Genomic DNA, 26,337 nt, shown 5'->3' with positions numbered 1-26,337 from the left:
TTTATCGAGTAAAACTTTTTTATTTAAATAATTCGAGCCATGAAAATCTGTAGATATGATTTTAACCGGGTAGGTGCGGTAGTAGGGGACGGTGTTTATGATATCACCGATCTGTTTGACCGTAACCTTTCCTGGCCGGTGCCGCAGGGAGACATCGTGATAGCGCAACTGAAGGGCGTTGTCGAGCGCGGAATTGATTTGAGGGGGCGGTCAAGGCGCTCTCTAGATTCCGTCCGCTTGGAAAGTCCCGTGGCGAACCCCGGAAAAATCGTCGGGGCGCCGGTTAACTATCACGCGCATATCGAAGAGGCCAACGCCGACAACGAGATCAACACGGGGAAGACATACACGACTCTGGAGGCCTACGGGGGTTTTTTAAAGGCAAACAGTTCGCTTATCGGTCCGGCAGACGAAGTGCAGTTGGCGTTCTCGGACCGGCGTACCGATCACGAAGTCGAGCTCGCCGTGGTAATTGGTAAGACTGCCAGATACGTTAAAGCGAATTCGGCTTTAGATTATGTTGCTGGTTATGCGATTGGCTTGGATATGTCCATTCGGGGACAGGAGACGCCTTGCTATCGTAAATCTGCGGATACTTATTCTGTACTTGGGCCGTGGCTGGTTCTGCCTGACGAAATTCCGGATCCCGATTCGCTCGAGATGAGCCTCCGGGTCAACGGCGAACTGCGCCAGCAGGCAAATACGAGGCTCCTGATTGTCGGTGTTCGTCGGCTGATCGAATATACAAGTGCGCTATACACGTTGAACCCGGGCGATATCATTATGACGGGTACGCCAGCAGGCGTTGGGCCGGTTGTAGCAGGGGACGTTATGGACGCCGAGATAGAAAAAATTGGCAGCCTGAGAATAAGGGTTGCGACACGCCACGGCAACGATTAAAGTATTCGGTTGTGCGTGTTGGGGGCGATGCCTTGTTGAGTTGGGATGCGGGCTGTCGAGTATACGAAGGGGAATTAATTGGAGCAGTTTCTGATTTAAGTTGATAGAATGGAGCCGTAGATATTTATTGTCTTCTATTTGCCAATTCTGGGTAATGGTAGATTGGTGGGCTAGTAAGGTTAATGATGGTTCGGAGGAACAATGTAGGTAATTTCGATGGCGGCGCTACTGTTTGCCGTCTTCCATGCGGCCTTTGCGTAGAATAGCATTACCCTGTACGGAGTCGTGGACACCGGGGTCTCCTACTACAACAACGCAACCTCGCGTGGCGGTTCGATCGTCGCGATGCCGCTTCTAACTTGGCGGGATCAGAATCGATGCCGCCGCAGCGAGTCCCTTGCAGCGAGATATTGTCTTTGCTGACGAAACATATCTCATCATGCCAACGCTTGCGTTTGATGCTCAGGCTACGCGCTATGTGCAGGGGATCCTGACGGCAAACCGATGTCAACTCGACGTTACTCGTTGTTCGCGCAAAATACTTTCTCTCGAAACGCACAACACTGCATTCGTCCGCTGGCTACATGTTTAACCGGCTCCCGCGCCGCCAATTCCGTTGCCGCCGGGGGGTGCCCCTATGTGTTTCGTCAAGCGTTAGGGGCTGACTTGGGTTGGTAAATGGTGCCGTCGCGCAGCATGGCGAACAGAACGTCGCAGCGTCGCCGTGCGAGCGCGATGAGCGCTTGGTTGTGGCGCTTGCCTTGCTGGATCTTGCGCGAGTAATAGGCGCGCGAGACTGGGTCTCGTAAGGCAGCGAAGGCGGAGAGGAACAAGGCGCGCTTGAGCACCTTGTTGCCACCTCTGGATGGGTGCTCACCACGGATCGATGAGCCTGAGCGCCGGGTGACCGGCGCGAGGCCTGCGTAGGCCGCCAGATGAGCAGCCGAGGCGAAGGCTTTATGGGCAACCTCGGTCAGGAGTCTGGCGGCGGTCCTGACGCCGACTCCCGGCATGCTGGTCAGGACCGGCCAAAGAGGGTGAGCAAGCACCAGTCGCTCCACTTCGGCAGCGACCTCGTCGCGTTGCTTACGCAAGGCCGCAAGCTGCTGGGCCTTGTACTGGCTGGTGTGGGCGCTAGCTATATCGTTCCAGGGTACGGCTGGCGTGGTGCCTTGGCTTTCGGAGGTGTTGTTCCGCTAGTCATTTTCCCGCTTATAGCTATTTGGATGCCTGAATCCGTGCGGTTTCTAGCTAGTTGCTCTGATGGTCTTGCCGCTCTTCGGGTAATTATGAGAAAGATTACAGGGCGCGATGAATGGGATGAAGTTACGTTTGTGGTCGATTATTCGGTCGAAAATTTCCGCTCACCGATGACTCATCTGTTTGCGACCGGATATAGTCGAAAGACTTTTCTTTCGTGGATATCGTGCTTTGGTTCGCTATTTGCACTCTATTTGATGACAAAATGGCTTCCGACTATTCTGAAGGATGAGGGGTACACGATCGTGCAGGCCGCGCAAATTAGTGCAATGTTGCCAGTGGGGGGTATTTGGTTCTATCCTCCTCGCGCTACTGATGGACCGTATGCACCGGTTAAGGTACTGGTCGTGTCTTACGCTGGCACAGCACTATGTTTCGTATTAATTGGCTATGTCATGTCTAATGCCGAGTGGCTTGCAACTGCTATCTTCCTCGCAGGATTTGGAGCAATCGGTGGACAAAACGGTTTAAATTTGATTGCCGCGGCGATTTATCCCACTGCGTCCGGCGCGACAGGCGTGGCCTGGTCGCCGCTTGCAGTAGGCCGCGCCGGAGCAATCGCAGGATCGATGACCGGTGGATGGTTGATGCTAATGGCGGGTGATCCTCGCGATCTGTTCGTGCGGTTATCTATCCCGATTGTCACGTGTACTATCGCGCTCATCTCAATGCTATCGTCCACGACTCCGCAGGATGAACGGAAAAATGGAGCGATGAACATGAACTTGTAGGGCATCGACGCGTTTGTAGCAAATCGGGTCAATGTCCGACGTTCATCAGGGTTTGCGCGATGCAACCGTGCCCCAATGTTGAGAGCACCGTTTTCGTCGATAGCCTGAGATCGAGACGTTCTTGGGAGTTTGTGCGCGGCATGACTGGCGTCGCAAAGCTTACTTGTCTGTTCGAAGCCGGCTCTGCTCGTCTGCCGGCTGCATGGATCAAAGCTTGCGTTCCACGGCCGCGGCAGCCTGAGCCAACGCATGGCGCACGCGCAAATCCATTTCGGAGTTGTAGCGCGCTGCCGGCATCGCCACGTTGAGCGCACCGATCACCTGCTTGCCGGCGTGCACGACTATCGCCATGCCGACGATGCCTGTACTGTACTCCTGCATTGAATAGGCGAGGCCAGCTTCGCGGATTTTCTTCATCTCGCGGGTCAGTGCGGCGCTAGTCGTCAGCGTTGTTTCGGTGTAGCGGCGCAGCGTTGTGCGTTGCAAATAGGCTTTCAACTCTTCAGTGGACCACTGTGCCATGAGCGCCTTGCCGGCTGAAACGCAGTAGAGCGGGGCGCGGTCCCCTTCGCGCAGGATATACGCCAGTGCCTGCGAACTGCTTTCGGTGCGCATGACCTCGGCCTCATCGCCGAGTAATTCATAGTAGCCGCACGTCTCGTTGAGCTGCATCGCAAGCTCCTTGAGGATTGGCTGGACCACCAGTGCGTGTGAGGCGGGGCGGGATTGTTTGCCGGCAAGCTTGCTGATCATCGGCCCTAGCTGGTAGCCGCCACGCGCGCCATTCTGTTGGAGGTAACCTCGCTCGGTTAGCGTGCCGAGCAGGTTGAACAGGCTGCTTTTGGGGACGCCAAGGCCGGTAGCGATGTCCGCAAACGTCGGAGGACTGGCTGAGTCGGCCACGAATTCCAGGATGTCTGCGAATCGGGCAGCTGACTTGACATTGAAAGTTGGCGTGTGTGGCGTGCTCATTCGACCGTGCGGGATATCAGGCGTTTCTGTATTGGGAGCGATTAGAAGATTCCAGCGCGCGGTACTCGCGAGACACTCGCCGTGAAACATGGCGAGCCGCCTGACTGTGTGCTGGTTGATAGGCGGCATCTTCTAATCCTTTGCGATATTACGCAAGGTCAGTGACAGCGGTTTGCCGGCCTTGCCGTATCCTGCGGAGCAAATCTTCGGCAAGTAGGTGTCGGCTGCTGCAAGACGATCCCAAGCTTGCCGGCCATGCCGGCATGATCCGGGCATAGACCCCATGGCATCCCGATTCTCGCTTCGGACAATATGGTTTGGATAAGGGCGGATGCGGGGCGTCGAAGCTGCTGTACTCGAGTCGATCGCTCGGCATGCCGGACAACGCACCGGAGCCTCATCATACACGGCCGACCCCACGAGTCGCTGCATGATGAAACGCTGTCACAGGGTTGAATCATTTTACCGCCTTGCTGCTGCAAGCACCAATCTGAATTGCTCACGCGATACGGAATTTCGCAACTTAGGGCTTTCCCCTCGCGCATCTCAATTGACCATTCATGTACTTTTGTTCATCATTGAGAACAGTTCAGATATAGGAACTCAATGAGTCGCCGATCAAGCGGACGTGGATTTCGGCAGTCGCCACCGGTTTGTCTTGCGGCATTGTCTTCAACCCCAGGTTAGACCCGGGAATCGATCCTCATCTTCATGGCTACCCACGACCCTTTGCATCTCTATATCGATGGTGAATGGATCACGCGCGGCAATCGTGATGTGTATCCAGTCATCAACCCGGCAACGCAGGAAACGATCGGTGAGGTTCCAATAGCGACGACCGACGACCTGGACAGAGCACTGGAATCGTCGGAACGAGCATTTCGTACATGGAAGTGCTCGCCAGCGCACGAGCGAGCTCGGATCCTCAGTACTGCGGCCAGGCTACTTCGCGAGCGAGCCGAGCCGATCGCGCGGCTGCTTGTCCTGGAACAGGGGAAGCCTCATGGAGAAGCGCTGTGGGAGCTTGGTTTCGCGGCGGACCTGTTCGACTGGTATGCCGGCGAAGCCGTGCGGTCGTATGGACGGGTCCTGCCGCGGCGCGTGCGTGGTGGGCGCTCATACGTTTTGCGCGAGCCGGTCGGGCCCGTTGCCGGTTTTTCCCCGTGGAACGTGCCTGTGGTTCTTGGCGGCAGCAAAATCGCCGCGAGTCTTGCGACCGGTTGCACCATCATCATCAAACCTGCCGAGGAGACCCCTTCAGCGATCTTGCAGTTGGCCCGTGTGCTCGAAGAGGCCGGCTTGCCCCGGGGCGTCCTCAACATGGTCTTCGGCACCCCGTCGGACGTGTCGAGTCATCTGATCGCTTCCCCCATCATCCGCAAGGTCTCGTTCACCGGCTCGACACCGGTGGGACGGCATCTGGCAACACTCGCCGCCCCCGGTCTGAAGCGCGTAACCCTCGAACTCGGCGGGCACGCTCCTGTCATCATCTTTCCTGACGCGGACATCGAAGCCGCAGCAGCCCTTACGGCCGGCTTCAAGTTCTTCAATGCCGGACAGGTGTGTTTCACGCCGACTCGCTTTTTTGTCCACGAGTCGGTGCACGACCGGTTTGTCGCCGCGTTTTCCCGGCACGTCGAAGCGCTGCGCGTCGGCTCAGGGCTGGACGAAGCGACGAATATGGGGCCGCTTGCCAATGCCCGTCGGCTCACCGCGATGGAATCGCTGACCGAAGATGCGGTCGCGGCCGGCGCGACCCTCGTGAGCGGTGGGCATCGGCTCGGAGACAAAGGATACTTCTTTGAACCCACGTTGTTGGCTGACGTTCCACTATCGGCACGCGTGATGCGCGAAGAGCCCTTTGGCCCGATTGCCATGACGTCGCGTTTTTCGACATTCGACGAGGCGGTGGAGCGTGCCAACTCGTTGCCTTATGGTCTCTCTGCGTTCGCGTTCACGCGCTCGGCAGAGACCGCAAACTCCATCGCGGATGCGCTTGAGTGCGGGCTTGTCGGAATCAATAACTGTGTGGTGGCAAGCGTCGATGCACCGTTCGGCGGAGTCAAGGATAGCGGCTACGGGAGTGATTTTGGCGCCGAGGGCCTGGATGCGTTTTTGACCACGAAATACGTACACCAGACGCCGTGATTCCATGCCGGACCTGATGATGAACACTGACTGACTAGATGGAGGGCGAAATGACAACGGTCCGTGAAGCGACGTATTCGGTTCTTCGGAAGCTGGGCATAACGAAAATCTTCGGAAACCCTGGTTCCACAGAACTGGCGATGTTCCGGGATTTTCCGAAAGACTTCGACTATATCCTCGGGCTGCAAGAGACCAGCGTGGTGAGCATGGCGGACGGGTATGCACTTGCTACTCGCAACGCTGCGCTCGTCAATCTGCACTCCGCGGCTGGCCTTGGGCATGCGATGGGGGCGGTTTTCACAGCGTTTCGCAACCAGGCGCCAATTGTGATCATCGCAGGGCAGCAGGCCAGGTCGATGCTGCCCTTCGAGCCTTACCTTTCGTCGGAAAGAGCGACCGAATTGCCCAGGCCGTACGTCAAATGGAGCATTGAACCGGCGCGAGCCGAAGACGTGCCGGCCGCCATCGCGCGGGCCTACTACGTAGCAATGCAAGAGCCGCGTGGTCCGACCTTCGTTTCCGTGCCGGTAGATGACTGGGACTGTGCGTGTGAAAGCGTGGACGCCCGCATCGTGAGTCAGCGGGTACTACCCGACCCGGTGCTTGTCGGTGAGGCCGCGGAGGCGATGGCACAAGCTCGTAAGCCGGTGATTATCGTTGGACAGGAATTGGCTCAGGCCGGTGTTTGGGAGGATCTCGTCTCACTTGCCGAGCGCCATCAGGCTCCGGTCTACTCAGCTCCTCACGCAAGCAGGAACTGCTTTCCGGAAGATCATCCCCTGTTCGCGGGATTTCTGCTATGGCACCGCCAGGCCATCGTCGAAGCGCTTGCCGGCCATGACCTGATCCTTGTGCTCGGGGCCCCGGTCTTCACCTATCATGTCGAAGGCAGCGGACCATTCGTTCCGGACGGAGCGCGGCTCATTCAGATCGTCAGCGATCCTTCGACGGCCACATGGACGCCAGTTGGGACGTCCATCGTGGGCAACCTTCGCCATGCCGTCCAAGCACTATGCACGGGTCCAGCCCCGTCTCCGCGGTCGGCACCTCCACCGATGATCCGGGAATTCGAGCTTTCGTCCGGTGAGCTGACCGATGCGTTCCTAATGCAACGGATCGAACGTCATCGCCCGCCGACCAGCATTATCATCAATGAGGCACCGACAAGCCTCGATGCAATGCGTGCATTCATACCGATGACCAAGCCGGATACATATTTCACCTTCGCGAGCGGATCGCTCGGTTATGGTATGCCAGCAGCGGTCGGCATTGCCATGGGTGTGCCGGATCGAAAGGTCATTGCCATTATTGGTGACGGGTCGAGCAATTATGCGATCCAGGCGTTGTGGACCGCAGCGCAGCGCGGGGTTCCTGTGGCATTTATCGTACTCAACAACCACGGCTATGCAGCCCTCGTCGGGCTGGCTCAGCGTATGGGCATCGCCAAGGATGACGTCGTTGGAGCGGAAGTCACAGGCATCGATTTTTGTCACCTGGCTCGAGGGTATGGCGTTCCAGCCTGTCGCGTCGAGAAGGCGAATGCCCTTGACGAGGCGCTGCAGACGGCATTCGCGGCCGCAGGGCCTGTTCTCGTCGAAGTGATTGTCAACTAAACACGGGTCACTCTCGAAGGGCTCCGCGGTTGCTTTCGATCGTGCGGAAATTGGCAGTCCTGGCGGGTGGGGCATTCTATCGCCGGGTTGCCCGCATTACCGTTTCGTTTGGACCGACTCTCGGGTGAGGTCGAAACCCCGCGAGTCGGTGCACGGACGGGGCCCTTTACCAAGGATGCAGCTCTTCGGAGGCGGTTGAATCAAGTCGGGACACAGCGCTTGTGGTGGTTTTGTATCAGGGGGCAAGTCGGGCCTTTTCAATCCCTTTTCCCAAAAGCGGTTTCAGCAAGTACACGATGGCTTCATCGATGTTCCGAGGTTCTCGTATGTCGAAGCGGGACACGCGGACGATTTCTTCAGTCGCCGCGAACAATGTCACGGCGGCCGATACAAGGGAAAAGTAGGCCGTCGCCGGACTGACTCCGTCCAGCACACCCTCATCCTTTAATGACTCGAACAACGGCTTCATCCGGATCCAGATCGGTTCCGCACAGGTCGCGACGACCCAGTCGTGGCGTGGTGACTGCATGGAGAATTCTTGCATGATGAGCCTCGCGAGCCGCCGTTCGTTCGCCAAGTGTTCGAGCAGCCGAGGCAGGATGATGGCAGCTCTCGACCGTGCAGTGCGTTTCGTTGACGCAACGGAGAAGGCTTCGTCAAGATTGCGCTCGAACTCGGCCTGCTTTTCGGCGACCAGTTCGCGCCACAACGCCTCCTTGCTCGAATAGTAGTAGGTAAGGTGCCCTAACTCCATGCTTACGGCTGTCGCAATCTGTCGCGTGCTGACTGCTTCAAATCCATAGGTGGAGAACAGGTCGAGTGCGGCCGCGCGAATGCGCGCCCGATTAGCGTCCGCACTGCTGACAGTGGAATCTTTTCTTTTCGTAGCCATGCGGAAATTTTACCGCGGAAAGCTCGCGCCGAGCACGAAGCCCCTGCGGGAAAGTCCTAACGTCTTTGTCAATTGACAAAGATTGTCGCGTCACCTACTTTGTCACTTGACAAAGATCGTGAACTGTCGCGTATCCCTTCTACAACACAACTACAGGAGACTCATGATGTATCCGCTTACGGAAGCGCAGCCTTTTCCTCGCCGTCAGTGGTGGATGGTCGCGTACAGCAGCGAGATTGGGCGCGAGGCGCTCGGGAAAACTATCCTCGACGAGCGTGTCGTTCTTTATCGCAAGGAGAACGGCGAAGCCGTGGCAGTGTCCGGTATCTGTCCGCACCGGATGTATCCATTGGAGCACGGCTGTCTGATTGGCGATTCGATTCAATGCGGGTATCACGGCATCACGTACAGCCCGAATGGCCAATGTGTGTCAGTACCGTCCCAGTCCGGCGCAGCCCCGGTCGCATTGCGAAGCTATCCGGTCGTGGAACGAGGCGGCACAATCTGGATGTGGACGGGAGAGCCGGAACTGGCCGATTCCGCACTGATGCCCGATCTCGCGGCGATCGGTTTGGACGCGCCGGGTTGGGTGGCCGAGCAAACACGATACATCCATTTGCCCGCCCGCTTTACGCTGCTCATCGATAATCTGCTCGATCTCACACACATCTCGTTCGTTCATGCTGACACGATTCCTGCGGCAGACGCTGTAGCAAGTATTCCGGCGGAGGCCGTCAGTGGCGAAAAGACGTTCAACTTGCGTCGGATCGCGCGCCACATCCCGAGCAACCCGCTCTTGAAGATGTTCTTTCCCGATTACGACGGTGCCGTCGATGAGGATTTCGACGCCGAGTATTTCGGACCATGTCTCGTTCGCACCGGGGGTGGCTTCTATGCCACAGGTACAGGTCGTAGCTTGGGTTCGATGAACTTCGTTCACCTGATGACACCCGAGACGGCGCACTCGACCCATTATCACGTCATTATTTCGCGTAACTTCCGAACCGACGACAGCGTCATTGCGAAGTGGTGTTTTAATTCCAGCAACGAGATCGGTCCTCAGGATCAGGCGGCGCTCACCAGGATCGAGCAGATGCTGCAGTCTGGTCTGGCGCTGCCTCAGGAAGTATCAGTGCGTGCGGACGTGGGTTCAATTCAGGTCCGTAAGCGTCTTTCCGCACAGATTCGTTCGGAAAGCACCGCGATTGACGCGGTCGCGTGATTGCCCCCAACCGATATAGAGGTCAAATATGGCAGCAAGTGATCAAGCGAGCGCCGTAGTCTTTACAGGCGTACGGATATTCGACGGAACGGGAAGCGAACCGTTTCCGGGCGAGGTTAGGATCGACGGAGAGCGCATTACGCAGGTCGCACGGGCCGCCGAGCGTGTTCCGCGTGACGGGGCACGCATCGTCGAGAGCCCGGGTTGTGTGCTGATGCCGGGTTTGGTGGAGGCGCACGCGCATCTGACCTGGCCGACGAGTGTCGAGCGATTGGTGCCCGGGATGTTCTTGCCGCTCGAGGACCTCACACTCAACGCGGCTCGCAACGCGCGTATCCTGCTCGACCATGGCTTTACCAGTGCCTATTCGGCGGGAGCGCTTGCGCCCGGTGTGGAGGTCGCACTCGCGAAGCATCTCGACGAAAACGCGTTTCCGGGGCCGCGCCTGATTCCCTCGACGATTGAGCGCGAGCCGCCCGGTGCCACTGATGGTTTTCTTGCGACGGGCGCCGTCGAAGAACACGAATCAGGCCCGGAGGGTGTGCGTGCATTCGTCCGGGCGGCGGCCCAGTCCGGCGTCAAAGCTGTGAAGTTTCTCCTGAATGGAGAGAATGCCTTATCACCCGGCACGTCGCAGAAGCTCACGTATTCGGAAGAGGAAGTACGAGCAGCGGGCGAACAGGCACGGGAAAGCAACGTATGGCTGTCGGCTCATGCCCAAGCGAAGGACGCGATCAAATTCGCTATCAAGCACGGATTCCGGGTTCTGTATCACTGCACCTACGCAGATGCCGAGGCAATGGATATGCTCGAGGCGGCACGAGACCGCATTTACGTCGCACCGTCGATCGGGATCATGCAGGCGATCCTTGACACAGAGTTGCCGCCTTTCATGGACTCCGAGTATCAGAAGGGCAATGCCAAGGAACAACTGGATCTGCTGAGTGTTCTTATCCCCCAGTTGCACAAACGGGGCGTAAAGATTTTGCCTGGCGGGGACTACGGTTTTCCGTTCAATCCGAACGGCCGCAATGCATGGGATCTTGAGCTGTGGGTTCGCTATTTTGGTTTCTCGCCTTTGGAAGTTTTGCGTGCGGCAACCGAACTCGGCGGCGAGATCATGGGCCTGGCGGGTGAACTCGGGTTGATCAAGCCGGGCTATTTGGCTGATCTGCTTCTTGTGGATGGCGATCCGGCGTGCGACGTGCGAATCCTGCAGGACAAGGCTCGCCTCAGAGGCATCATGAAGGCTGGCGCATTCCACAAGGATCCGGTATGAATCTGGCGCCTGCATTCGCGCTTCGTCTACGCGAGCTCGGTACCGGGTTCAACCTTCAGCAGGTTCGTGAAGTGTATGAGCCGTTGCTGGCGACGCAGCCCACGGACGGTGTTCGCGTTCATTACGACCTGCGTTATGGGTCCGACGAGCGGCACGTTCTCGATGTGTACGAGCCGGTCGAAGGAGACGGTGAAGTCCGGCCCATACTGGTCTATTTTCACGGCGGTGGTTTTATCCGGGGAGACAAGCGTGATCGCGCCAACGTTGGTTGGTACTTCGCCAGACACAACGTCGTGACCGTCCTGTGCAATTACCGTCTTGCACCAGTGTCCCAATGGCCGGCTGGGCCGGAAGATGTGGTTCGAGTCGCGCAGTGGGTGGCACGGCATTGTGGAGTTTACGGCGGAAGGTCCGATTGTCTCGTGCTTGCGGGTGAATCCGCCGGCGCCGCACATGTTGCTGCTGCCACTTTAATCGCGCGCTATCGCCAGTCGTTACCGGTCGGCTTCCGCGGTGCCGCATTGCTTTCCGGGCCATACAACGCACACCTTGAAGGGCTGGCGAGCATGCAGTTCGGAGCACCCACGCCGGACCCGAGAAACGAAGCGTACTTCGGCTCGGATCGAGCGCTATGGCAGGCTGCCAGTACGGTGGAGTTGATCGATACGGAGCCTTGTCCGTTGTTGATCAGTTTTGCGGAGCGGGATTTGGTCCAGATGCAGGTTCAGGCAGGCGAGCTGTTCGCGCGTTTGGTGACAAAGCATGCTTATAGTCCACGGCTGCATGTCATTCCCGATCACAACCATTTTTCCCAGTCTTTCAGTTTCAACACTGGGGATGAGAGTGTTAGCGGTATGTTGCGCGATTTCATTGCCGGGTTGAAATTTGCGAAATCGTAGTGCGAGCCGGATTGGCATGCACGACGAAGCCACAAAATTGTAAGACGGGAAGCCACGAGACGCGTGGACCGCTATTGTTTACGGACTATCTGGACGTTCGAGGGGCTTGCCGCAAGAACCTGGGCTATCGATGCCGCGTCTTGTGTCGCGGCGGTGATCTTTTATCGAGCGCGACAGTTCAATGCAGGATAGGGAAAATACCCGAGACTTTGACGATTGACAAATTTTCTCGAAGTTTGAAAATTGACAAAACGTGTGCTCAGGATAACGAATCATGAGGCCGCGGAAACCATCGGTTTTTGTTCAGGAAACACAGCGAAATGCTAGTGCAAACGGTGTTGCCAGAGACGTCGGGTTCGACGCAGGTTCTTCGGGTGAAGGTTGCGAGCAGGCGTAGGGAGGCGATCAATATCGACAGCTTTGAACTTACGTCACTGGATGGGTCGGCATTGCCGCCATTTTCGGCGGGCTCGCACATTGATGTACGTGTGAGCGATGGGCTCGTGCGCCAGTACTCGCTTTGTAACGCTCCTTCGGAGAGGCACCGCTATCTAATCGCCGTGCTTAAGGAAGAGAACTCACGCGGCGGTTCACGGGCGATGCATGAAGCCATTCATATTGGCGATGAGATCACGATCAGCCGACCAAGGAATCACTTTGAGTTGTCAGCCAGCGGGCTGCCGACCCTCTTGTTCGCAGGTGGAATCGGAGTGACCCCAATCCTTGCGATGGCCGAGCGGCTATACGCGGCCGGAGCTGATTTTCAAATGTACTACTGTGCGCGCTCCCAGGAGCGCATGGCCTTTTACGATCGGATCAGCGAGTCCGGCTTTGCATCGCGAGTCCTGTTTCATTTCGATGATGGTGCGCGGACGCAGAAGCTTGACATTGCTGCGGTGCTGGACCGCATTGGCGCGCAGCAAGAGCTTTACGTGTGTGGCCCTGGGGGATTCATGGACGCCGTGCTTGGACAGGCGCGTGCGCGGGCGTGGCCTGAAGATCGCCTGCATTACGAGTTCTTCTCGGCCAAGCCATGCAATACGGACGGCGATCGGGCATTCGAGGTACATCTGGCGCGCTCGGGGCGGCTCGTCGTTGTGGGGCGAGATCAGACGGTTGCACAGGCGCTCGCTGATGCCGGTGTGCGAATTCCATTGTCGTGCGAGCAAGGGGTATGCGGGACGTGCGTGACTCGGGTGCTGGAGGGAATTCCAGCGCATAAGGATGTATATCTTACGCCGGAGGAGCAGGCCGTCAATGACCGGTTTACACCTTGCTGCTCTCGCGCAAACACTGCAAGGCTCGTGCTGGATCTTTAAGCGCTGGTGAATATCAGGAGACAGGGAAATGGCTGGTAACAGAGGCGTAGCTTATGTGGGGCAGGGGACCGTGGAGGTCAGAGGAATCGACTACCCAAAGCTCGAAGACCCGCGCGGAAGGCGTATCGATCACGGTGTGATCCTGCGCGTCGTGTCGACGAACATCTGTGGATCCGATCAACACATGGTTCGCGGGCGCACGACAGCGCCGGAGGGATTGATTCTGGGCCACGAGATTACAGGGGAGGTGGTTGAACTAGGCCGGGACGTCGAAACGCTGCACAACGGTGATTTGGTCTCGGTACCGTTCAATGTTGCGTGTGGTCGCTGCCGGACGTGCAAGGAGCAACACACCGGTGTCTGCCTGACCGTCAACCCGGCGCGTGCGGGCGGCGCATACGGCTACGTTGACATGGGGGGCTGGATGGGGGGGCAGGCCGAATACGTAATGGTGCCCTACGCGGACTTCAATCTGCTTCGCTTCCCGGATAAGGCACAGGCAATGGAGAGGATTCGCGATCTGACGTGTTTGTCCGACATTCTGCCGACCGGGTATCACGGTGCGGTAACTGCGGGCGTGGGGCCCGGCAGTACCGTGTATGTAGCAGGCGCGGGCCCGGTGGGACTCGCTGCGGCAGCGTCGGCGCGTTTGCTTGGGGCGGCCTGCGTGATCGTTGGCGATGTGAATCGGGGGCGGCTCGTGCATCCGAAGGCGCTGGGTTACGAGGTGATAGATTTGTCGCAGGATGCAAGCTTGGCTGAGCAGGTTGAACAGATTCTCGGTGTGCCTGAGGTTGACTGTGCGATCGACGCGGTGGGTTTCGAAGCGCGCGGCCATGGCCACGATGGAGTGCAGCACGAGGCACCGGCGACGGTACTGAACTCGCTGATGGAGGTTACGCGTGCGGCAGGCCGGATTGGTATTCCGGGTCTGTACGTGACGGAAGACCCGGGCGGTGTCGACGGTGCGGCAAGGAATGGTTCGTTGAGTATTCGTCTTGGCTTGGGTTGGGCGAAATCACACAGCTTCTTCACCGGGCAGACGCCGGTGATGAAGTACAACCGAGCACTGATGCAAGCGATCCTGTGGGACCGCATCCGGATCGCGGAAACGGTGGGGGTTCAGGTGATCAGCTTGGACGAGGCGCCCGCTGCTTATGCGGCCTTCGATGCAGGGGCGCCGAAGAAGTTCGTGATCGATCCGCACGGTCTGGTACCCAAGGCGGCATAGCTCGGCGCGGGCCGCTCGAAGCCGGGCGATTGAGACAGCCCGGAGTAGAGTGTTGCCGTGTTTCCCATACGGCGACTTGCCTGACGCGCGAATCCCCGATAATGGGCGACCCCAAGATCGGAATACGGGAGGAGACACATGTCACACTATATAAGTAATACTAAGTTAATTGTCGGGATCAAAAAAGGAAAGAAGCAGATCGTTCGACGAACCATCGCGAGTGTCTTGGTGTCGAGCGCGATCACTGTTTCCCAAAATGCGCATGCGTTCGCGTTTACTTTCGACAATCCTGACCTGACGGGTGATTTCAATACGACGCTTTCGTATACAGGCGCTTATCGTCTTCGCCCGGCGGGTCAGAATCTGCTTTTCGGGCCAACCAATCCCGCGGCCATTAATCAAGATGACGGAAACAATGCGTTTCGGCACCGTGGGATTGTCGAGAATCGCTTTGCGATCTTCTCGGAAATGGATATGAAGTATATGGAATATGGCTTCCGGATCTCTGGAGAAGCGTATTACGACACGATGTATAACAGGCACAACGCCAACAATTCGGCATTCACGTCGAACAATCTCTCCGTATCGTACAACCAGTTTACCGATGCCACCACGACGGTGAAGGGCAAGCAGGCACAGCTTCTCGATGCGTTTGTCTATGGTAGCCGACGCGTGGGCAACATTCCGATTTCAGTTCGTATCGGACAGTTGGCCCAGGAGTGGGGCGAGACGCTCTTCTTCGGCGCCAACGGCATTGCGGGAGGCATGGTGCCAGTCGACGTCGACAAATTGTTCTCGGATCCCAGCGCAGAATTCAAGCAGATCGTCATGCCGGTACCGCAGGCCACGATCTCGGCACAGCTGCCGTATCACATTACGCTTGGCGCGTATTATCAGTTTAGATGGCGTTCCGATCAGTTGCCTCCTGCCGGAAGCTATTTCTCGTCTTCCGACATTTTGGGCCAAGGGGCAGAAAGCTTCTATCTTCCCATTCCAGGTTTTCCGTCACATCTCGTTCGAGCGAACGATCAGGCAGGGAAGGACACAGGCCAGTTTGGATTTCAGCTACGATTTTCGCCGACCGGATGGAATACTGACTTCGGTCTCTACTGGATTAGATTTAATGCTAAGGATCCCGAGATATATGCGAATCCGGAAATGGGAAACTACCGTCTGGTCTATGGGAATGGTGTGCGATCGTTCGGTGCGAGCTTCTCAACCACTTTAGGTGATGCGAACGTGGCTGGCGAAGTGTCGATTCGCGAAAACATGCCATTGATGAGCGATGTTGTCCTCGATTTCAGCGGGAGGGGGAACAATACCGGAAACGTGCTTTTTGCCACCGGAAAGACTGCACATGCCAACCTGTCGATGCTGTATTCCGTCCCGCCAACGCCTTTTTGGCGCGACGCCGTGCTGATGGCGGAGGTCGGATGGAACAGACGCCTGTCGATCGATGCGAATGCGCAGACCCTCGATCCCAACGCGACACGCGATGCGATCGGCGTGCAATTCGTGTTTTCGCCGAACTACTATCAAGTGCTCCCCGGTCTCGATATCAGCGTGCCGATCGGTCTCGGCTACAACCCGGTCGGTAAGTCGTCGGTTGTTGGGTTCAACGGCGGCGGCTATCACACTGGGGTATTTACGCTTGGCGTGAAGGGCGCGTACGAGCGGGTCTGGAACGTCGCCTTGCGCTATACCAGGTACCTGGGTGCCGGCCAGAATTTTTTGGATTCGGCTGGTCACTATACGTACGGGCAATCTCTTGCCGATCGGGACTTCGTATCGCTGACGCTTTCCCGCAGTTTCTAAACACGTCGACTCAATCAAAAATACCAGGAGACAAACCATGACTCTACTGAACGTTCACAAGCCACGCTTTATCGTTGTTACCGCACTCTCGGTTTCTGCAGCATCGATGCTGACACTGAACATGGGCGCGTATGCGGCAGTGGGTGCCGAGGAAGCCGGAAAACTCAAGGCGACGCTTACGCCAATGGGGGCGGAGCGGGAAGGGAGCAAGGATGGTGCGATTCCCGCATGGACCGGAGAGATCATCAAGGGAGGGGACACGTCAGGTGGCAAGCGTTCGGATCCGTTTGCAAACGAAAAGCCGTTGTATTCGATTACCCCACAGACTATGGCGCAGTACTCGGACAAGCTGACCGACGGGCAGCAGGCGCTGCTGAAAAAATACCCGGACTACCGCATCGATGTATATCCGACGCATCGCACGGGCGTCGCTCCGCAGTGGGTTTACGATGCGACCTTCCGAAATGCGACCAGTGCGAAGCTTGAAGCGGGCAATCTGAAAGTTGCCGGGGCCTACGGAGGAATCCCGTTTCCCATTCCGAAGAGCGGCGATGAGGCGATATGGAATCACCTGCTGCGTTGGTCGCCGGGGGGCGACGTGTCAGGTGTCAGCCACTATCAAGTAACGGCGGACGGCGGCAAGGTGTTGCTCAGTTCGGGGAAGCTGTATGAGCAACGTCCCTATTACGTGAAGGACGGAGCGGACAAATTCGAGGGCTATTACTACAAAGTCTACGCCGTGACTTCTTCGCCGGCACTGCATGCGGGTGAAGCAAACGTCGGCTGGAGCGAGATCGACCGATCAGGCACCCTGGATCCGGCCTGGACTTACTTGCCGGGCCAACGCCGGGTCCGAAAACTGCCTGTGGCTGCGTACGACACGCCGATGCCGGCGAGTTCAGGACTCACGACGTTCGACGAACTGAACGTCTTTTCGGGGCCCACCGATCGTTACGAATGGAAGATTGTCGGCAAGAAGGAAATGATCGTCCCATACAACGTCAACCGCGCACTGAAGGTTTCGGACGAAAAATTGGTCGGAAAACGCTTCATCGATCCGGATGCGGTCCGTTGGGAAGTACATCGTGTTTGGGTCATCGATGCGCAACTCAAAGCGGGCAAGCGCCACCAGGTTCCGCATAAGAGGTTTTATCTCGACGAGGACACGTGGACCGTGGTGCTCGCTGATGGCTGGGATGCAAAGGGTCAACTCTGGAGAACCTACTGGCAGTGGTTGATTGCCATGCCGGATGCCCCTGGCGCGATTCCGACGACTTTTGGGCAGTACGACCTACTGGGCTCCACATACATCATCGAGAATGCGCTCGGCTCGGCACGTCCCCAGTACGAGATTCCGCCTCAAGGTCTGCACGGTGATATGTTCACGGCGGATGCGATGGCAGCCGCGGGTCAATAGGGGGACAGGATGGCGGGAAAAGACATGAACCGCGTGCGGACGTCGCCTCGTTCGGGTGCCGCGTCCGGTCGGGACATATGGAAGGGGAGAGTCGTTCTACTCACTATGCTGGTATCAGCGTCGCCTTCCGCAATGGCTGTCGCCGAAGTGCCGCCCGGCATGCGACCCGCGGTCACGACACCTCTCGCGCTGCGTGCACTGATGCTCGCCGTGGCGCCGGCAGGTGCTTCGCGTATGGTGGCTGTCGGCGAGCGTGGCATCGTGCTCGTTTCCGACGATGCCGGTCGTCAGTGGCGGCAGGCCAAGGTTCCGGTGAGTGTGACGCTGACCAGCGTGCAGTTCGTCGATGCGCGGCAAGGCTGGGCAGCTGGACATTCAGGGGTTGTTCTGCATACCGGCGATGGAGGGAACACCTGGACGCGTCAGCTCGACGGCGTCAGTGTTGCCCACCTTGCACTGGAGGAGGCGGAGGCCATGGTAACGAGCCAAGCGTCGATGCCGGAAACCGGCCAGTCAAAGGGCGTCGGTAGCGTCGGTAGAAGCGATTCGGCAGTCTTCCCCAAACCATCTTCTCAGGTTGCGTTGCAAAACGCCCGTCGACTTGTTTCGGAAGGAGCGGACAAACCGTTCTTGTCGCTCTCGTTCAGCGATGCGCAACATGGCACTGCAGTAGGCGCGTATGGCATTGCCGTTCATACGGATGACGGAGGACGAACTTGGCAATCGTGGACGGCGCGTATTGGTAATCAGCGTGCGCTCCATCTCTATGCGATACGCCAGCGTGGCAATTCTATCTGGGTGGCTGGAGAGCAGGGGTTCGTCGCCCATTCAGCCGATTATGGCCACCGCTTCAGGGCCGACCTGACGCCGTACAAGGGAAGTTTCTTCTCCGTTGGCATCGGGCAGGATGACGTTGTGGTGCTGGGCGGTCTGCGCGGACAAGCGGTGAGAACGGAAGATGGTGGCGCGACGTTCATCGCATTCAAACCGGGGGGTGAAGCCGCGATTACCGACATCGTGTACACCTCCGGCGGCACCTGGGTGCTTGCGGCGCAGAATGGCCAGGTGCTGGCGAGCCGCAACGCCACCGGGACCTTTCAACCACTGATTTCCCGACCGAAGTTTCCGCTGAACGGCATCGCGCTAACTCAAAGTGGCGCAGTGCTCGGAGCCGGTTTTACTGGCGTACTATCGGTGGCACATCTTCAGCACGATGCCGACATGCAGATTGCTCCTACGACACAAGGAAAAACCGAGATGGCAGGAGGTCGTCCATGAGTTTCTCACGCAGTGACGTGCCGCCGAAACCGGTGGTCAGATCCCTGGACGAGTTCGATCTTCAGTCGGGGAGTGTACTTGAGCGGCTGCTTTTCAATCATCGTCTGATCGTACTACTGCTGTGTACGATTATGACGCTCATTCTCGCTTTCCAGTCGACGGGGGTCACGCTTAACGCCAGCTTCGAAAGTACCCTGCCCACGTATCATCCGTTCATCCAGAACTATTTGAAGAACCACGGTGATCTGCAGGGCTTGGGGAATGCAGTGCGTGTCGTCGTTGAGGCACCTCGCCGGGCAGATGGCAAACCAGGATCGATATACGACGCTGCGTACCTCGCAACGCTTGAGAAGATCAATGATGAGATCTTTCTGATGCCCGGTGTGGATCGCCCGTTCATGAAGTCGATATGGACGCCGAATACGCGCTGGTCTGCGGTCACCGAGGATGGCCTCGACGGTGGTGCGGTGATTCCTGACGACTATGACGCGACATCGCCCGCGTCGATCGAACGCGTACGTTTGAACGTCCAGCGATCGGGGGAGATTGGACAGATTGTGGCTGCCAATAGTGGCTCGTCGGTGATTTATGTACCACTTCTGGCAGTGGACCCCAGTACGGGAAAACCGCTCGACTATGTGCGGTTGAGTCGAAATCTCGATGAGATCCGCATGAAATACAAGGCGCAGGGCATCGAGATTCATATTACGGGTTTTGCCAAGATGGTCGGTGACCTCATCGAGGGAATGAAGGCGATTGCCGTGTTCTTCGGCATTGCAGTGGCCGTGGCATGCGTCGTTCTTTACGGCTATACACGCTGTATGCGAAGCACGCTTCTGGTAGTTTCGTGCTCGTTGATGGCCGTTGTGTGGCAGCTGGGACTGTTGCCGATGTTGGGTTTTCAGCTTGATCCGTACTCGGTGCTGGTGCCATTCCTCGTATTCGCCATCGGCATGAGTCATGGTGCGCAGAAAATGAATGGCATCATTCAGGATATTGGGCGTGGCACGCATCGCCTCGTAGCTGCGCGCTATACCTTCCGGAGACTATTTCTCGCTGGACTCACCGCACTGCTTTGCGATGCTGTCGGCTTTGCCGTGTTGATGCTGATCCGCATCCCGGCCATTCAGAACCTCGCAATGATCGCGAGCATCGGCGTGGCGGTACTGATTTTCACGAACCTCGTGCTGCTTCCCGTTCTGCTCAGCTATACCGGGGTGAGCCGAAAGGCTGCGCTGCGGTCTTTGCGCGCGGAGGAAGGGAAACGGGTGGTGGGGGGAGCTGTCGTGTCGGGCAAGCATGCGCTCTGGTCGTTTCTCGACCTCTTCACGCAGCGCCGCGTTGCAGCACTTGCAATATTCATCGCTGTATTGATTGCGGGCGCCGGCTATGTGACGAGTCGTCATCTCCAGATTGGCGATCTGGATCCCGGCGCGCCGGAACTCCGCGCGGACTCGCGATACAACCAGGATATGTCATTTTCGACAGCGAACTACGGTGCCTCGACCGACGTGTTTGCGATCATGGTCAAAACGCCAGACGGTGGCTGCTCGAGCTACCACGCCACGATGCTCGTGGATGCGCTCGAATGGAGACTGCGCCAGATCGATGGTGTTGAATCGACTCGCTCGATTGCTGGCTATGACCGTGCCATGGCGGTGGGGCTGAATGAAGGTAATGCGAAGTGGGCAGATGTCGTGCCGAATCAGGCATTGCTCAATACGATCGATGCTCGGGGGCCACGTGACGTGATGAACGAGACCTGCAACACGCTGACCGTTCTTGCGTACCTGCGCGATCACAAAGCGACGACCCTTGCGAAGGCCGTTTCTGTTGCCCAGGAGTTCGCTGACCAGAATGATTCGAATTCCGCTCGCTTTCTGCTGGCAGCTGGTACTGCAGGTTTCGACGCGGCGACCAATATCGTTGTCGAGAAGGCGAATCGGGAGATGCTTCTTTGGGTGTATGCGGCGGTGATTGCGCTGTGTCTTTTCACCTTCCGTTCTTGGCGCGGTGTGTTATGCGCGGTGCTGCCGCTGATGCTCACGTCGGTGCTTTGCGAGGCGCTGATGGTGGCACTTGGCATCGGCGTGAAGGTTGCGACTCTTCCGGTTATCGCACTCGGCGTCGGAATCGGCGTGGACTATGCGCTCTATGTGATGAGTATTACGCTCACCCAGTTGCGTCAGGGAAGGTCCCTCTCTGAAGCCTACTACGCTGCGCTGCTGTTTACAGGGCGCGTCGTGTTGCTGACAGGCGTGACGTTGGCGTTGGGCGTGGCGACATGGGTTGCATCACCCATCAAATTCCAGGCTGATATGGGCATCTTGCTCGCTTTCATGTTCGTTCTGAATATGCTTGGTGCACTTATTTTGCTTCCTGCGCTTGCTCATTTCATGTTTCCCGCATCGAAATCGCGCATGCATCGTGATGTCACGAAGCGATCTACCTCTACGCAATCGGAGGGCTCCGCAAGCATGTCCGAGAATGGCCTTGGTACCGCGGCCACATCACTGAATGATTGAGGCTAGTCTCAATATCCTTCCGACCGTGCTTCGAACGAAAACTCGCGCTCGTGAAGAACGGGCGTATGCACTCGCGTTCGAGTCCGACTAAACCGCTCCGATAGCGACACGGCGCACCGTTGAAGGATGTCGGTCGCTATCGGATGTCCAGCAGGACGCAATGCGCTGGCTTACGCCCGGCACGTGGCCGTAGCGGGGAGTACTACGAATGGTGGTCACGCCGATAAATTACAAAGCGTAATGAAATGTTATATCATCGCAGCGGCGATCACATGTCGGTTCCGATGATGGCTGTCGGTGCCGATAAGCCGGGACTGTCGGGCAACTTCCGAATCGACTTCCTCCACTCCATGCCTTTGCCCGATGTGTCCTCGTTCTTCTCCTGTTGCTCAAGCGAGCGGCGGTGGTCGCCTGATTGCGATCGACGCGCTGCGCGGCCTCGTGATGCTGCTGATGCTTGTCGATCACGTTCGCGAAACCTTCTTCCTGCATCGGCAGGTATCCGATCCAATGGATGTGCTGAGCGTCGATCCCGCGCTGTTCTTCACGCGGCTCACGAGCCAGATCTGCGCGCCCGCGTTCGTGTTCCTGACCGGGCTCTCCGCATGGCTGTACGGCCGTGACCGTCCAGCTGCCGAGGCAGCAGTATTCCTCGTCAAGCGTGGCGCATTCCTGATCTTTCTCGAACTGACCTTCGTGTCGTTTGCGTGGACGGCAGAATTTCCGCCATCGACGCTCTGGTTGCAGGTCATCTGGGCAATTGGCCTTTCGATGCTCGCGCTCGCCGCGCTGCTGCGCTTGCCGCGAGGCGTTCAGTTCGCGCTCGGCATCGCGATCGTCGCCGGGCACAACTTGCTCGATGGCTTGCGTCTCGAGCCAGACTCGATCGGTTTCGTGCCATGGGCAATCCTGCACCAGCGTGCGTTCATCGATCTGTGGGATGGCATCAGAGTGCGCACGAGCTATCCCGTTCTGCCGTGGATCGGCGTGATCCTGCTCGGCTACGCGGTGGGCCCGTGGTTCGCGCGCGACGTTGCGCCCGGTGTGCGGGTGCGCCGCCCGATCATGCTCGGCATCGCATTGATCGCGGCCTACATCGGGCTGCGCTGGCTGAACGTGTATGGCGACAAGCCGTGGCTCGCAACCGGCGACGCACTGCGCACGACGATGAGCTTCCTCGCCGCGACGAAATATCCGCCGTCGCTGATGTTCCTGCTGCCGACGCTCGGCGCCACGTTGCTGTTGCTCGCATGGTTCGAATGGCGCGATCGTTGCGCCGCCGCGCAGCGGCTCGCGACACTCGGCGGTGCGCCGATGTTCTTCTACCTGTTGCACCTATACGTGCTCAAGGCGCTCTACGTGGTCGCCTTCGTGATATTTGGCGCAAATCGGGGCAAGTACTTCGGCTTTGACGCGCTTTGGGGCATCTGGCTGACCTCGACGCTGCTGGTCGTGCCGCTGTACTGGCCGGCTGCGTGGTTCGCGCGGCTAAAGCAACGCCGCAAGGATCTCGGATGGCTGAAGTATCTGTGAGTCGTTGCAGGAGCGCGCGCGCCGCGATGCCGGCGAGCGTTGCGCTCGCGCTGTTCGCCGTGGACGACGCGAGCGCTTCGTCAGTCGTGATTTACGGGATCGTCGACACGAGTTTCGTTTACCCGCGCAGCAGCCTGTACTTCACCGCACTGTACCGCTTCGCGCAGACAAAGTCGGGTGCGATCAAGCCATTCGGCTATCTATCGATCGCTGAACGGACCAAGCTCACCAGTCCGGAAGGGGCGGTTCACGAACCCGTTGCTGATGCAGCGAATGCTGCAAGTGCAGACGCTGGCGAGGCGACAGCAGGACGAACTGGTTGACGAATGTCTCACTTGGATTGTCGAGCGGCCGCGATGGGTGGCGGGTGGGTGGCGGTGTTCCATCAGGGCGTGATTCAGCAGATCGACGACCCGATTTCCCTGTATGAACAGCCATGCAACGCATTCGTTGCCCAGTTCATTGGCGAGAACAACGCCTTCGACGAACACGTCGATAGGCGAAGATCGCGGTTTCAGAGCCGAATATGTCGTTGATGCGTAAGCCCCCGGTAAAGGCACCGAGGCTCGTGAGGTACCGCTGATCAAGCCGCGGCGAGCGACCAGCGATGCGGAAGCAGCGACGCGATGTCGTCGGCACGATGCGTGGGCAGTCGGGTGAGCACGTCTTTCAGGTAGGCGTACGGATCATGGCCGTTAAGCTGCGCCGACCGGATCAGGCTCATGATCGCGGCTGCACGTTGCCCCGCGCGCAGTGAGCCGGCGAACAGCCAGTTCGAGCGGCCAGTCGCCCATGGTCGAATCTGGTTCTCCAGCCAGTTATGCCGACTCCCCGATTATGCCGCGTCATGAATCCACGCGCACAACGGTTGGGCGGATCTCGGTTCCCGGTCGCTCGGATTGTCGGCATTATCAGAGAGCCTCCAGGAAGGCGAGCAACGGATCTGGAGGTTTGTAGCGTGTCGGCGCGACACCGCTCGCCGTGGCGTGCGCGAGCGCGCGTTCCTTGAGTTGCATGTCGGCGTGCAAGTAGATCTGAGTAGTCTCGGAGGACTCGTGACCGAGCCAGAGCGCGATCACGGTTAGGTCGACGCCGTGATGCATGAGGCTCATCGCGGCCGTGTGCCGAAGCGTGTGAGGCGTTATTGATTTTTTCTTCAGCGAGGGGCACGAGAGACGCGCGATTTCGGCGTTGCGCGACACGAGTCGCTGAAGAGCATCGGCACTGAGATGACCACCACGCGAACTGGGGAAGACCGGATCACTTGGTTCGCCTGGTTGATACAACAGCCATCCTTTCAGGACGGCAACGACATCCGGTCGCAGCGGAGTGCACCTCATCTTTCTGCCTTTGCCAAGGCAACGGACGTGAGCGCCTGTGCCGAGCATGACATCCTGACGCCGGAGTGTGGTCAATTCGCTGTTGCGCAGACCCGTTTGAACCGCTACAAGAAGCAGCGTTCGGTCGCGGTTGCCGATCCACGTTCGTACGTCAGGCGCCCCTACCAGAGCGGCGGCCTCGCTTTCGGTCAGAAACTCAACAGGGCCGTGCTCGCAGCGTTTCGATGGAATTGCAAGAATGCGCTGACACTGCAGAAACAACGCAGGCTCGCTGACCGCGACGAACCGGAAGAAGGCATGCACGGCGGCAAGCCGCGTGTTGCGTGTCCGCACTGAATTGCCTCTGCCGTGTTCGAGGTGCTGCAGGAATTCCTCGATCAACGACACGTCGAAGTCCTCGATTCGCAGCTTTGACGGCGCGCGCCCGATATGCTTCGTGGCGAACGCTAGCAGCAGCCGGAACGTGTCACGGTAACTTGCTACCGTATGCGAACTCAGACCTTGCTGCTCGAGCAGGCGCTGGGTAAAAAACCGCTGAACGAGGGATGGGAGGCCGGCGGCGCTCACGGCCGTTCTCCCGGACAGTTCTTGTCGAGATAGGCTGCCGCGAGTTCAAGCAACTCAGGAACCGCTTCGATGTACCAGTACGTAAGACCGATGTTGACATGGCCGAGGTAGGTGGCAAGTTTAGGCAATTCCCGACTTACATCCAGACCGGCGCGATACCACTCGACCAACCGTCCAGTCGCGAAGCTATGCCGGAAGTCCTGGAGGCGCGGGCCGTAACCATCCCGCCCATCCTCTGTCGCCGATCGCAGACCGACAGCGCGCGACATTCTGACGAACATGCTTCGTGCAGTTCCGGCCTTCAGTCGCTTGCCGCGCTCACTAACCAGGAACGCCTCGCTCAATCGTAAAGGACAGAGTTGATCGCGTTTCTGGGCATAGTGTTCGAGTGCCACCCGGGTCGATTCCGCTACAGGAACAAAGCGCGATTTACCGAACTTCGATTCCCGGATGGAGAGTATCCCGCTGACGAGGTCTACGTCGGACCGGTCGAGCCGAAATGCTTCGCCTGGCCTGAGGCCCGTCGCTACAAGAAGCCCTATGAGCGTCGAATAGGTCAGTGCTCGCATGCCGGTTCGGGATCGCAGTTGAGCAGCTCGTGTCATAAGCAGATCAATTTCCTGCTCAGTGTAAATATGCGGGGCATTGCGCCGTCTGCGGGCACTCAGGAGTCCTGCTGGCGGAATCTGGTTTCGACCGTCAATGACATTCATCCATCTGGCGAATCCTCTCACTTGAGAGAGGCGCCGCCCCCGGGTCGCGCGTTCGACGAGTTCGGGCGTCATCGCCCAGCGCAGAGCCAGATCGGTAGTAATGAACTCAGCATCTTCATGTTCCAGAAGATCAACGAAATGGCCGAGTGCCAATGCAGGTTCATAGAATGACGCCCCGAGAGCACGGCGGACCGCCACGTACCGAGCGAGAGAATCGCGGATTGCAGTCATATTGAACCTCCAGCCATCGGCCACGAGCGCGCGACCCCGCGCAGGTCCTCAAACGCGACCTTTGCATAGATCGCTGTACTGTCCGGTGAGCGGTGCCGCAAGACCTCGGCTATTTCTGCAATCGAGGCCCCGTGGCGAATCATCGTCGTCGCCAGACCGTGACGGAACAGATGTGCGGCGCCCCGGCACGCGGGGCGGAAACCGGCACGTGCGAAGGCCTGACAAACAATCTTGCCAATCGCCGCCGGCCCCGCCAAACCAACCCGGGGTGCCCATCTGCGAAGGAATACGCGCCGCGATGCACTCGCTCCGCGACCATCGCGGAGGTATGTTGCAATTGCTTCTCCGACCTCCGATGGCAGCGGGACGTGCTCGACCATTTGCCCCTTGCCATGAACGACGAGTTCCCCCGAACGCCAGTGAATGTCGTCAAGCTCGATTGCGACGATTTC

At 58.2% G+C, this 26,337-nt stretch carries 20 protein-coding genes and 2 pseudogenes; 15 read left to right on the top strand and 7 right to left on the bottom strand.

The genetic code is table 11. The features are described from left to right. Positions 1 to 39: 39 nt before the first annotated feature. Positions 40 to 900 (top strand): fumarylacetoacetate hydrolase family protein, encoded by an 861-nt coding sequence (locus U4Z31_RS30455; RefSeq protein WP_321812262.1) that lies wholly within the window; start codon positions 40 to 42, stop codon positions 898 to 900. A gap of 647 nt (positions 901 to 1,547) precedes the next feature. Here the strand turns inward: U4Z31_RS30455 and U4Z31_RS30450 are convergent. After that, positions 1,548 to 2,012, bottom strand: a pseudogene (locus tag U4Z31_RS30450) (transposase); the annotation flags it as partial. Here U4Z31_RS30450 and U4Z31_RS30445 point away from each other — a divergent pair. After that, positions 1,938 to 2,891 (top strand): MFS transporter, encoded by a 954-nt coding sequence (locus U4Z31_RS30445; protein WP_321812288.1) that lies wholly within the window; start codon positions 1,938 to 1,940, stop codon positions 2,889 to 2,891. The pseudogene U4Z31_RS30450 and the gene U4Z31_RS30445 sit on opposite strands and share 75 nt — an antisense overlap. Positions 2,892 to 3,098: 207 nt before the next feature. Here the strand turns inward: U4Z31_RS30445 and U4Z31_RS30440 are convergent, their stop codons facing one another. Beyond that, positions 3,099 to 3,992, bottom strand: coding sequence for an IclR family transcriptional regulator (locus tag U4Z31_RS30440; protein ID WP_321812261.1), 894 nt, complete (start codon positions 3,990 to 3,992; stop codon positions 3,099 to 3,101). Positions 3,993 to 4,574: 582 nt separating this feature from the next. On the opposite strand from U4Z31_RS30440, the gene U4Z31_RS30435 reads away from it, so the two are divergent. Both U4Z31_RS30435 and mdlC read left to right on the top strand, forming a co-directional pair. Further along, on the top strand, positions 4,575 to 6,011 hold the full coding sequence (locus U4Z31_RS30435) for an NAD-dependent succinate-semialdehyde dehydrogenase (protein ID WP_321812260.1): 1,437 nt from the start codon (positions 4,575 to 4,577) through the stop codon (positions 6,009 to 6,011). Positions 6,012 to 6,061: 50 nt separating this feature from the next. Further along, entirely contained in the window at positions 6,062 to 7,624 is a 1,563-nt protein-coding gene (gene mdlC, locus U4Z31_RS30430) for a benzoylformate decarboxylase (RefSeq protein WP_321812259.1), read from the top strand. A gap of 235 nt (positions 7,625 to 7,859) precedes the next feature. On the opposite strand, the gene U4Z31_RS30425 is transcribed toward mdlC, so the two are convergent. Continuing rightward, positions 7,860 to 8,516, bottom strand: coding sequence for a TetR/AcrR family transcriptional regulator (locus U4Z31_RS30425; RefSeq protein WP_321812258.1), 657 nt, complete (start codon positions 8,514 to 8,516; stop codon positions 7,860 to 7,862). 163 nt (positions 8,517 to 8,679) lie between these two features. On the opposite strand from U4Z31_RS30425, the gene U4Z31_RS30420 reads away from it, so the two are divergent. The 11 genes from U4Z31_RS30420 to U4Z31_RS30370 all read left to right on the top strand — a co-directional run bounded on the left by U4Z31_RS30420 (position 8,680) and on the right by U4Z31_RS30370 (position 23,357). Continuing rightward, positions 8,680 to 9,738, top strand: coding sequence for an aromatic ring-hydroxylating dioxygenase subunit alpha (locus U4Z31_RS30420; protein WP_321812257.1), 1,059 nt, complete (start codon positions 8,680 to 8,682; stop codon positions 9,736 to 9,738). Between the two features lie 28 nt (positions 9,739 to 9,766). Continuing rightward, a complete protein-coding gene (locus tag U4Z31_RS30415; protein WP_321812256.1) occupies positions 9,767 to 11,017 on the top strand; it encodes an amidohydrolase family protein in 1,251 nt (416 codons plus the stop codon). Continuing rightward, positions 11,014 to 11,916: an alpha/beta hydrolase gene (locus U4Z31_RS30410; protein WP_321812255.1), complete on the top strand. Its 903-nt coding sequence runs from the start codon at positions 11,014 to 11,016 to the stop codon at positions 11,914 to 11,916. Before U4Z31_RS30415 ends, U4Z31_RS30410 begins: the two co-directional genes overlap by 4 nt. A 320-nt stretch (positions 11,917 to 12,236) precedes the next feature. Then, on the top strand, positions 12,237 to 13,235 hold the full coding sequence (locus tag U4Z31_RS30405) for a PDR/VanB family oxidoreductase (RefSeq protein WP_321812254.1): 999 nt from the start codon (positions 12,237 to 12,239) through the stop codon (positions 13,233 to 13,235). 28 nt (positions 13,236 to 13,263) lie between these two features. Continuing rightward, positions 13,264 to 14,466 (top strand): formaldehyde dehydrogenase, glutathione-independent, encoded by a 1,203-nt coding sequence (gene fdhA / locus U4Z31_RS30400; protein WP_321812253.1) that lies wholly within the window; start codon positions 13,264 to 13,266, stop codon positions 14,464 to 14,466. Positions 14,467 to 14,604: 138 nt separating this feature from the next. After that, positions 14,605 to 16,281, top strand: coding sequence for a DUF1302 domain-containing protein (locus U4Z31_RS30395; RefSeq protein WP_321812252.1), 1,677 nt, complete (start codon positions 14,605 to 14,607; stop codon positions 16,279 to 16,281). A gap of 37 nt (positions 16,282 to 16,318) precedes the next feature. Then, positions 16,319 to 17,698, top strand: coding sequence for a DUF1329 domain-containing protein (locus tag U4Z31_RS30390; RefSeq protein WP_321812251.1), 1,380 nt, complete (start codon positions 16,319 to 16,321; stop codon positions 17,696 to 17,698). A 132-nt stretch (positions 17,699 to 17,830) separates the two neighbouring features. After that, the gene (locus tag U4Z31_RS30385) at positions 17,831 to 18,976 is read left to right on the top strand and encodes a WD40/YVTN/BNR-like repeat-containing protein (RefSeq protein WP_321812250.1); all 1,146 of its coding nucleotides are present in this window, start codon (positions 17,831 to 17,833) and stop codon (positions 18,974 to 18,976) included. Continuing rightward, on the top strand, positions 18,973 to 21,501 hold the full coding sequence (locus U4Z31_RS30380) for an efflux RND transporter permease subunit (protein ID WP_321812249.1): 2,529 nt from the start codon (positions 18,973 to 18,975) through the stop codon (positions 21,499 to 21,501). Before U4Z31_RS30385 ends, U4Z31_RS30380 begins: the two co-directional genes overlap by 4 nt. 363 nt (positions 21,502 to 21,864) lie before the next feature. Further along, a complete protein-coding gene (locus tag U4Z31_RS30375; RefSeq protein WP_321812248.1) occupies positions 21,865 to 23,034 on the top strand; it encodes a DUF1624 domain-containing protein in 1,170 nt (389 codons plus the stop codon). After that, positions 23,016 to 23,357, top strand: a complete 342-nt coding sequence (locus U4Z31_RS30370) for a hypothetical protein (RefSeq protein ID WP_321812247.1) — start codon at positions 23,016 to 23,018, stop codon at positions 23,355 to 23,357. Before U4Z31_RS30375 ends, U4Z31_RS30370 begins: the two co-directional genes overlap by 19 nt. Before the next feature lie 260 nt (positions 23,358 to 23,617). On the opposite strand, the pseudogene U4Z31_RS30360 reads toward U4Z31_RS30370, so the two are convergent. The 4 genes and pseudogenes from U4Z31_RS30360 to U4Z31_RS30345 all read right to left on the bottom strand — a co-directional run. Next, positions 23,618 to 23,857, bottom strand: a pseudogene (locus tag U4Z31_RS30360) (transposase domain-containing protein); the annotation flags it as partial. Positions 23,858 to 23,945: 88 nt separating this feature from the next. After that, entirely contained in the window at positions 23,946 to 24,941 is a 996-nt protein-coding gene (locus U4Z31_RS30355; protein WP_321812246.1) for a tyrosine-type recombinase/integrase, read from the bottom strand. Further along, the gene (locus tag U4Z31_RS30350) at positions 24,938 to 25,885 is read right to left on the bottom strand and encodes a tyrosine-type recombinase/integrase (RefSeq protein WP_321812245.1); all 948 of its coding nucleotides are present in this window, start codon (positions 25,883 to 25,885) and stop codon (positions 24,938 to 24,940) included. Before U4Z31_RS30350 ends, U4Z31_RS30355 begins: the two co-directional genes overlap by 4 nt. Further along, a partial coding sequence (locus U4Z31_RS30345; RefSeq protein WP_321812244.1) for a tyrosine-type recombinase/integrase occupies positions 25,882 to 26,337 on the bottom strand: 456 nt, incomplete at its 5' end. The genes U4Z31_RS30350 and U4Z31_RS30345, both read right to left, overlap by 4 nt.

This window comes from Burkholderia sp. BCC1985 (assembly GCF_905339915.1).
GTDB lineage: Bacteria > Pseudomonadota > Gammaproteobacteria > Burkholderiales > Burkholderiaceae > Burkholderia.
The sequence above is the reverse complement of the archived record's forward strand: the minus strand, read 5'-3'. Positions and strand labels throughout refer to the sequence as shown.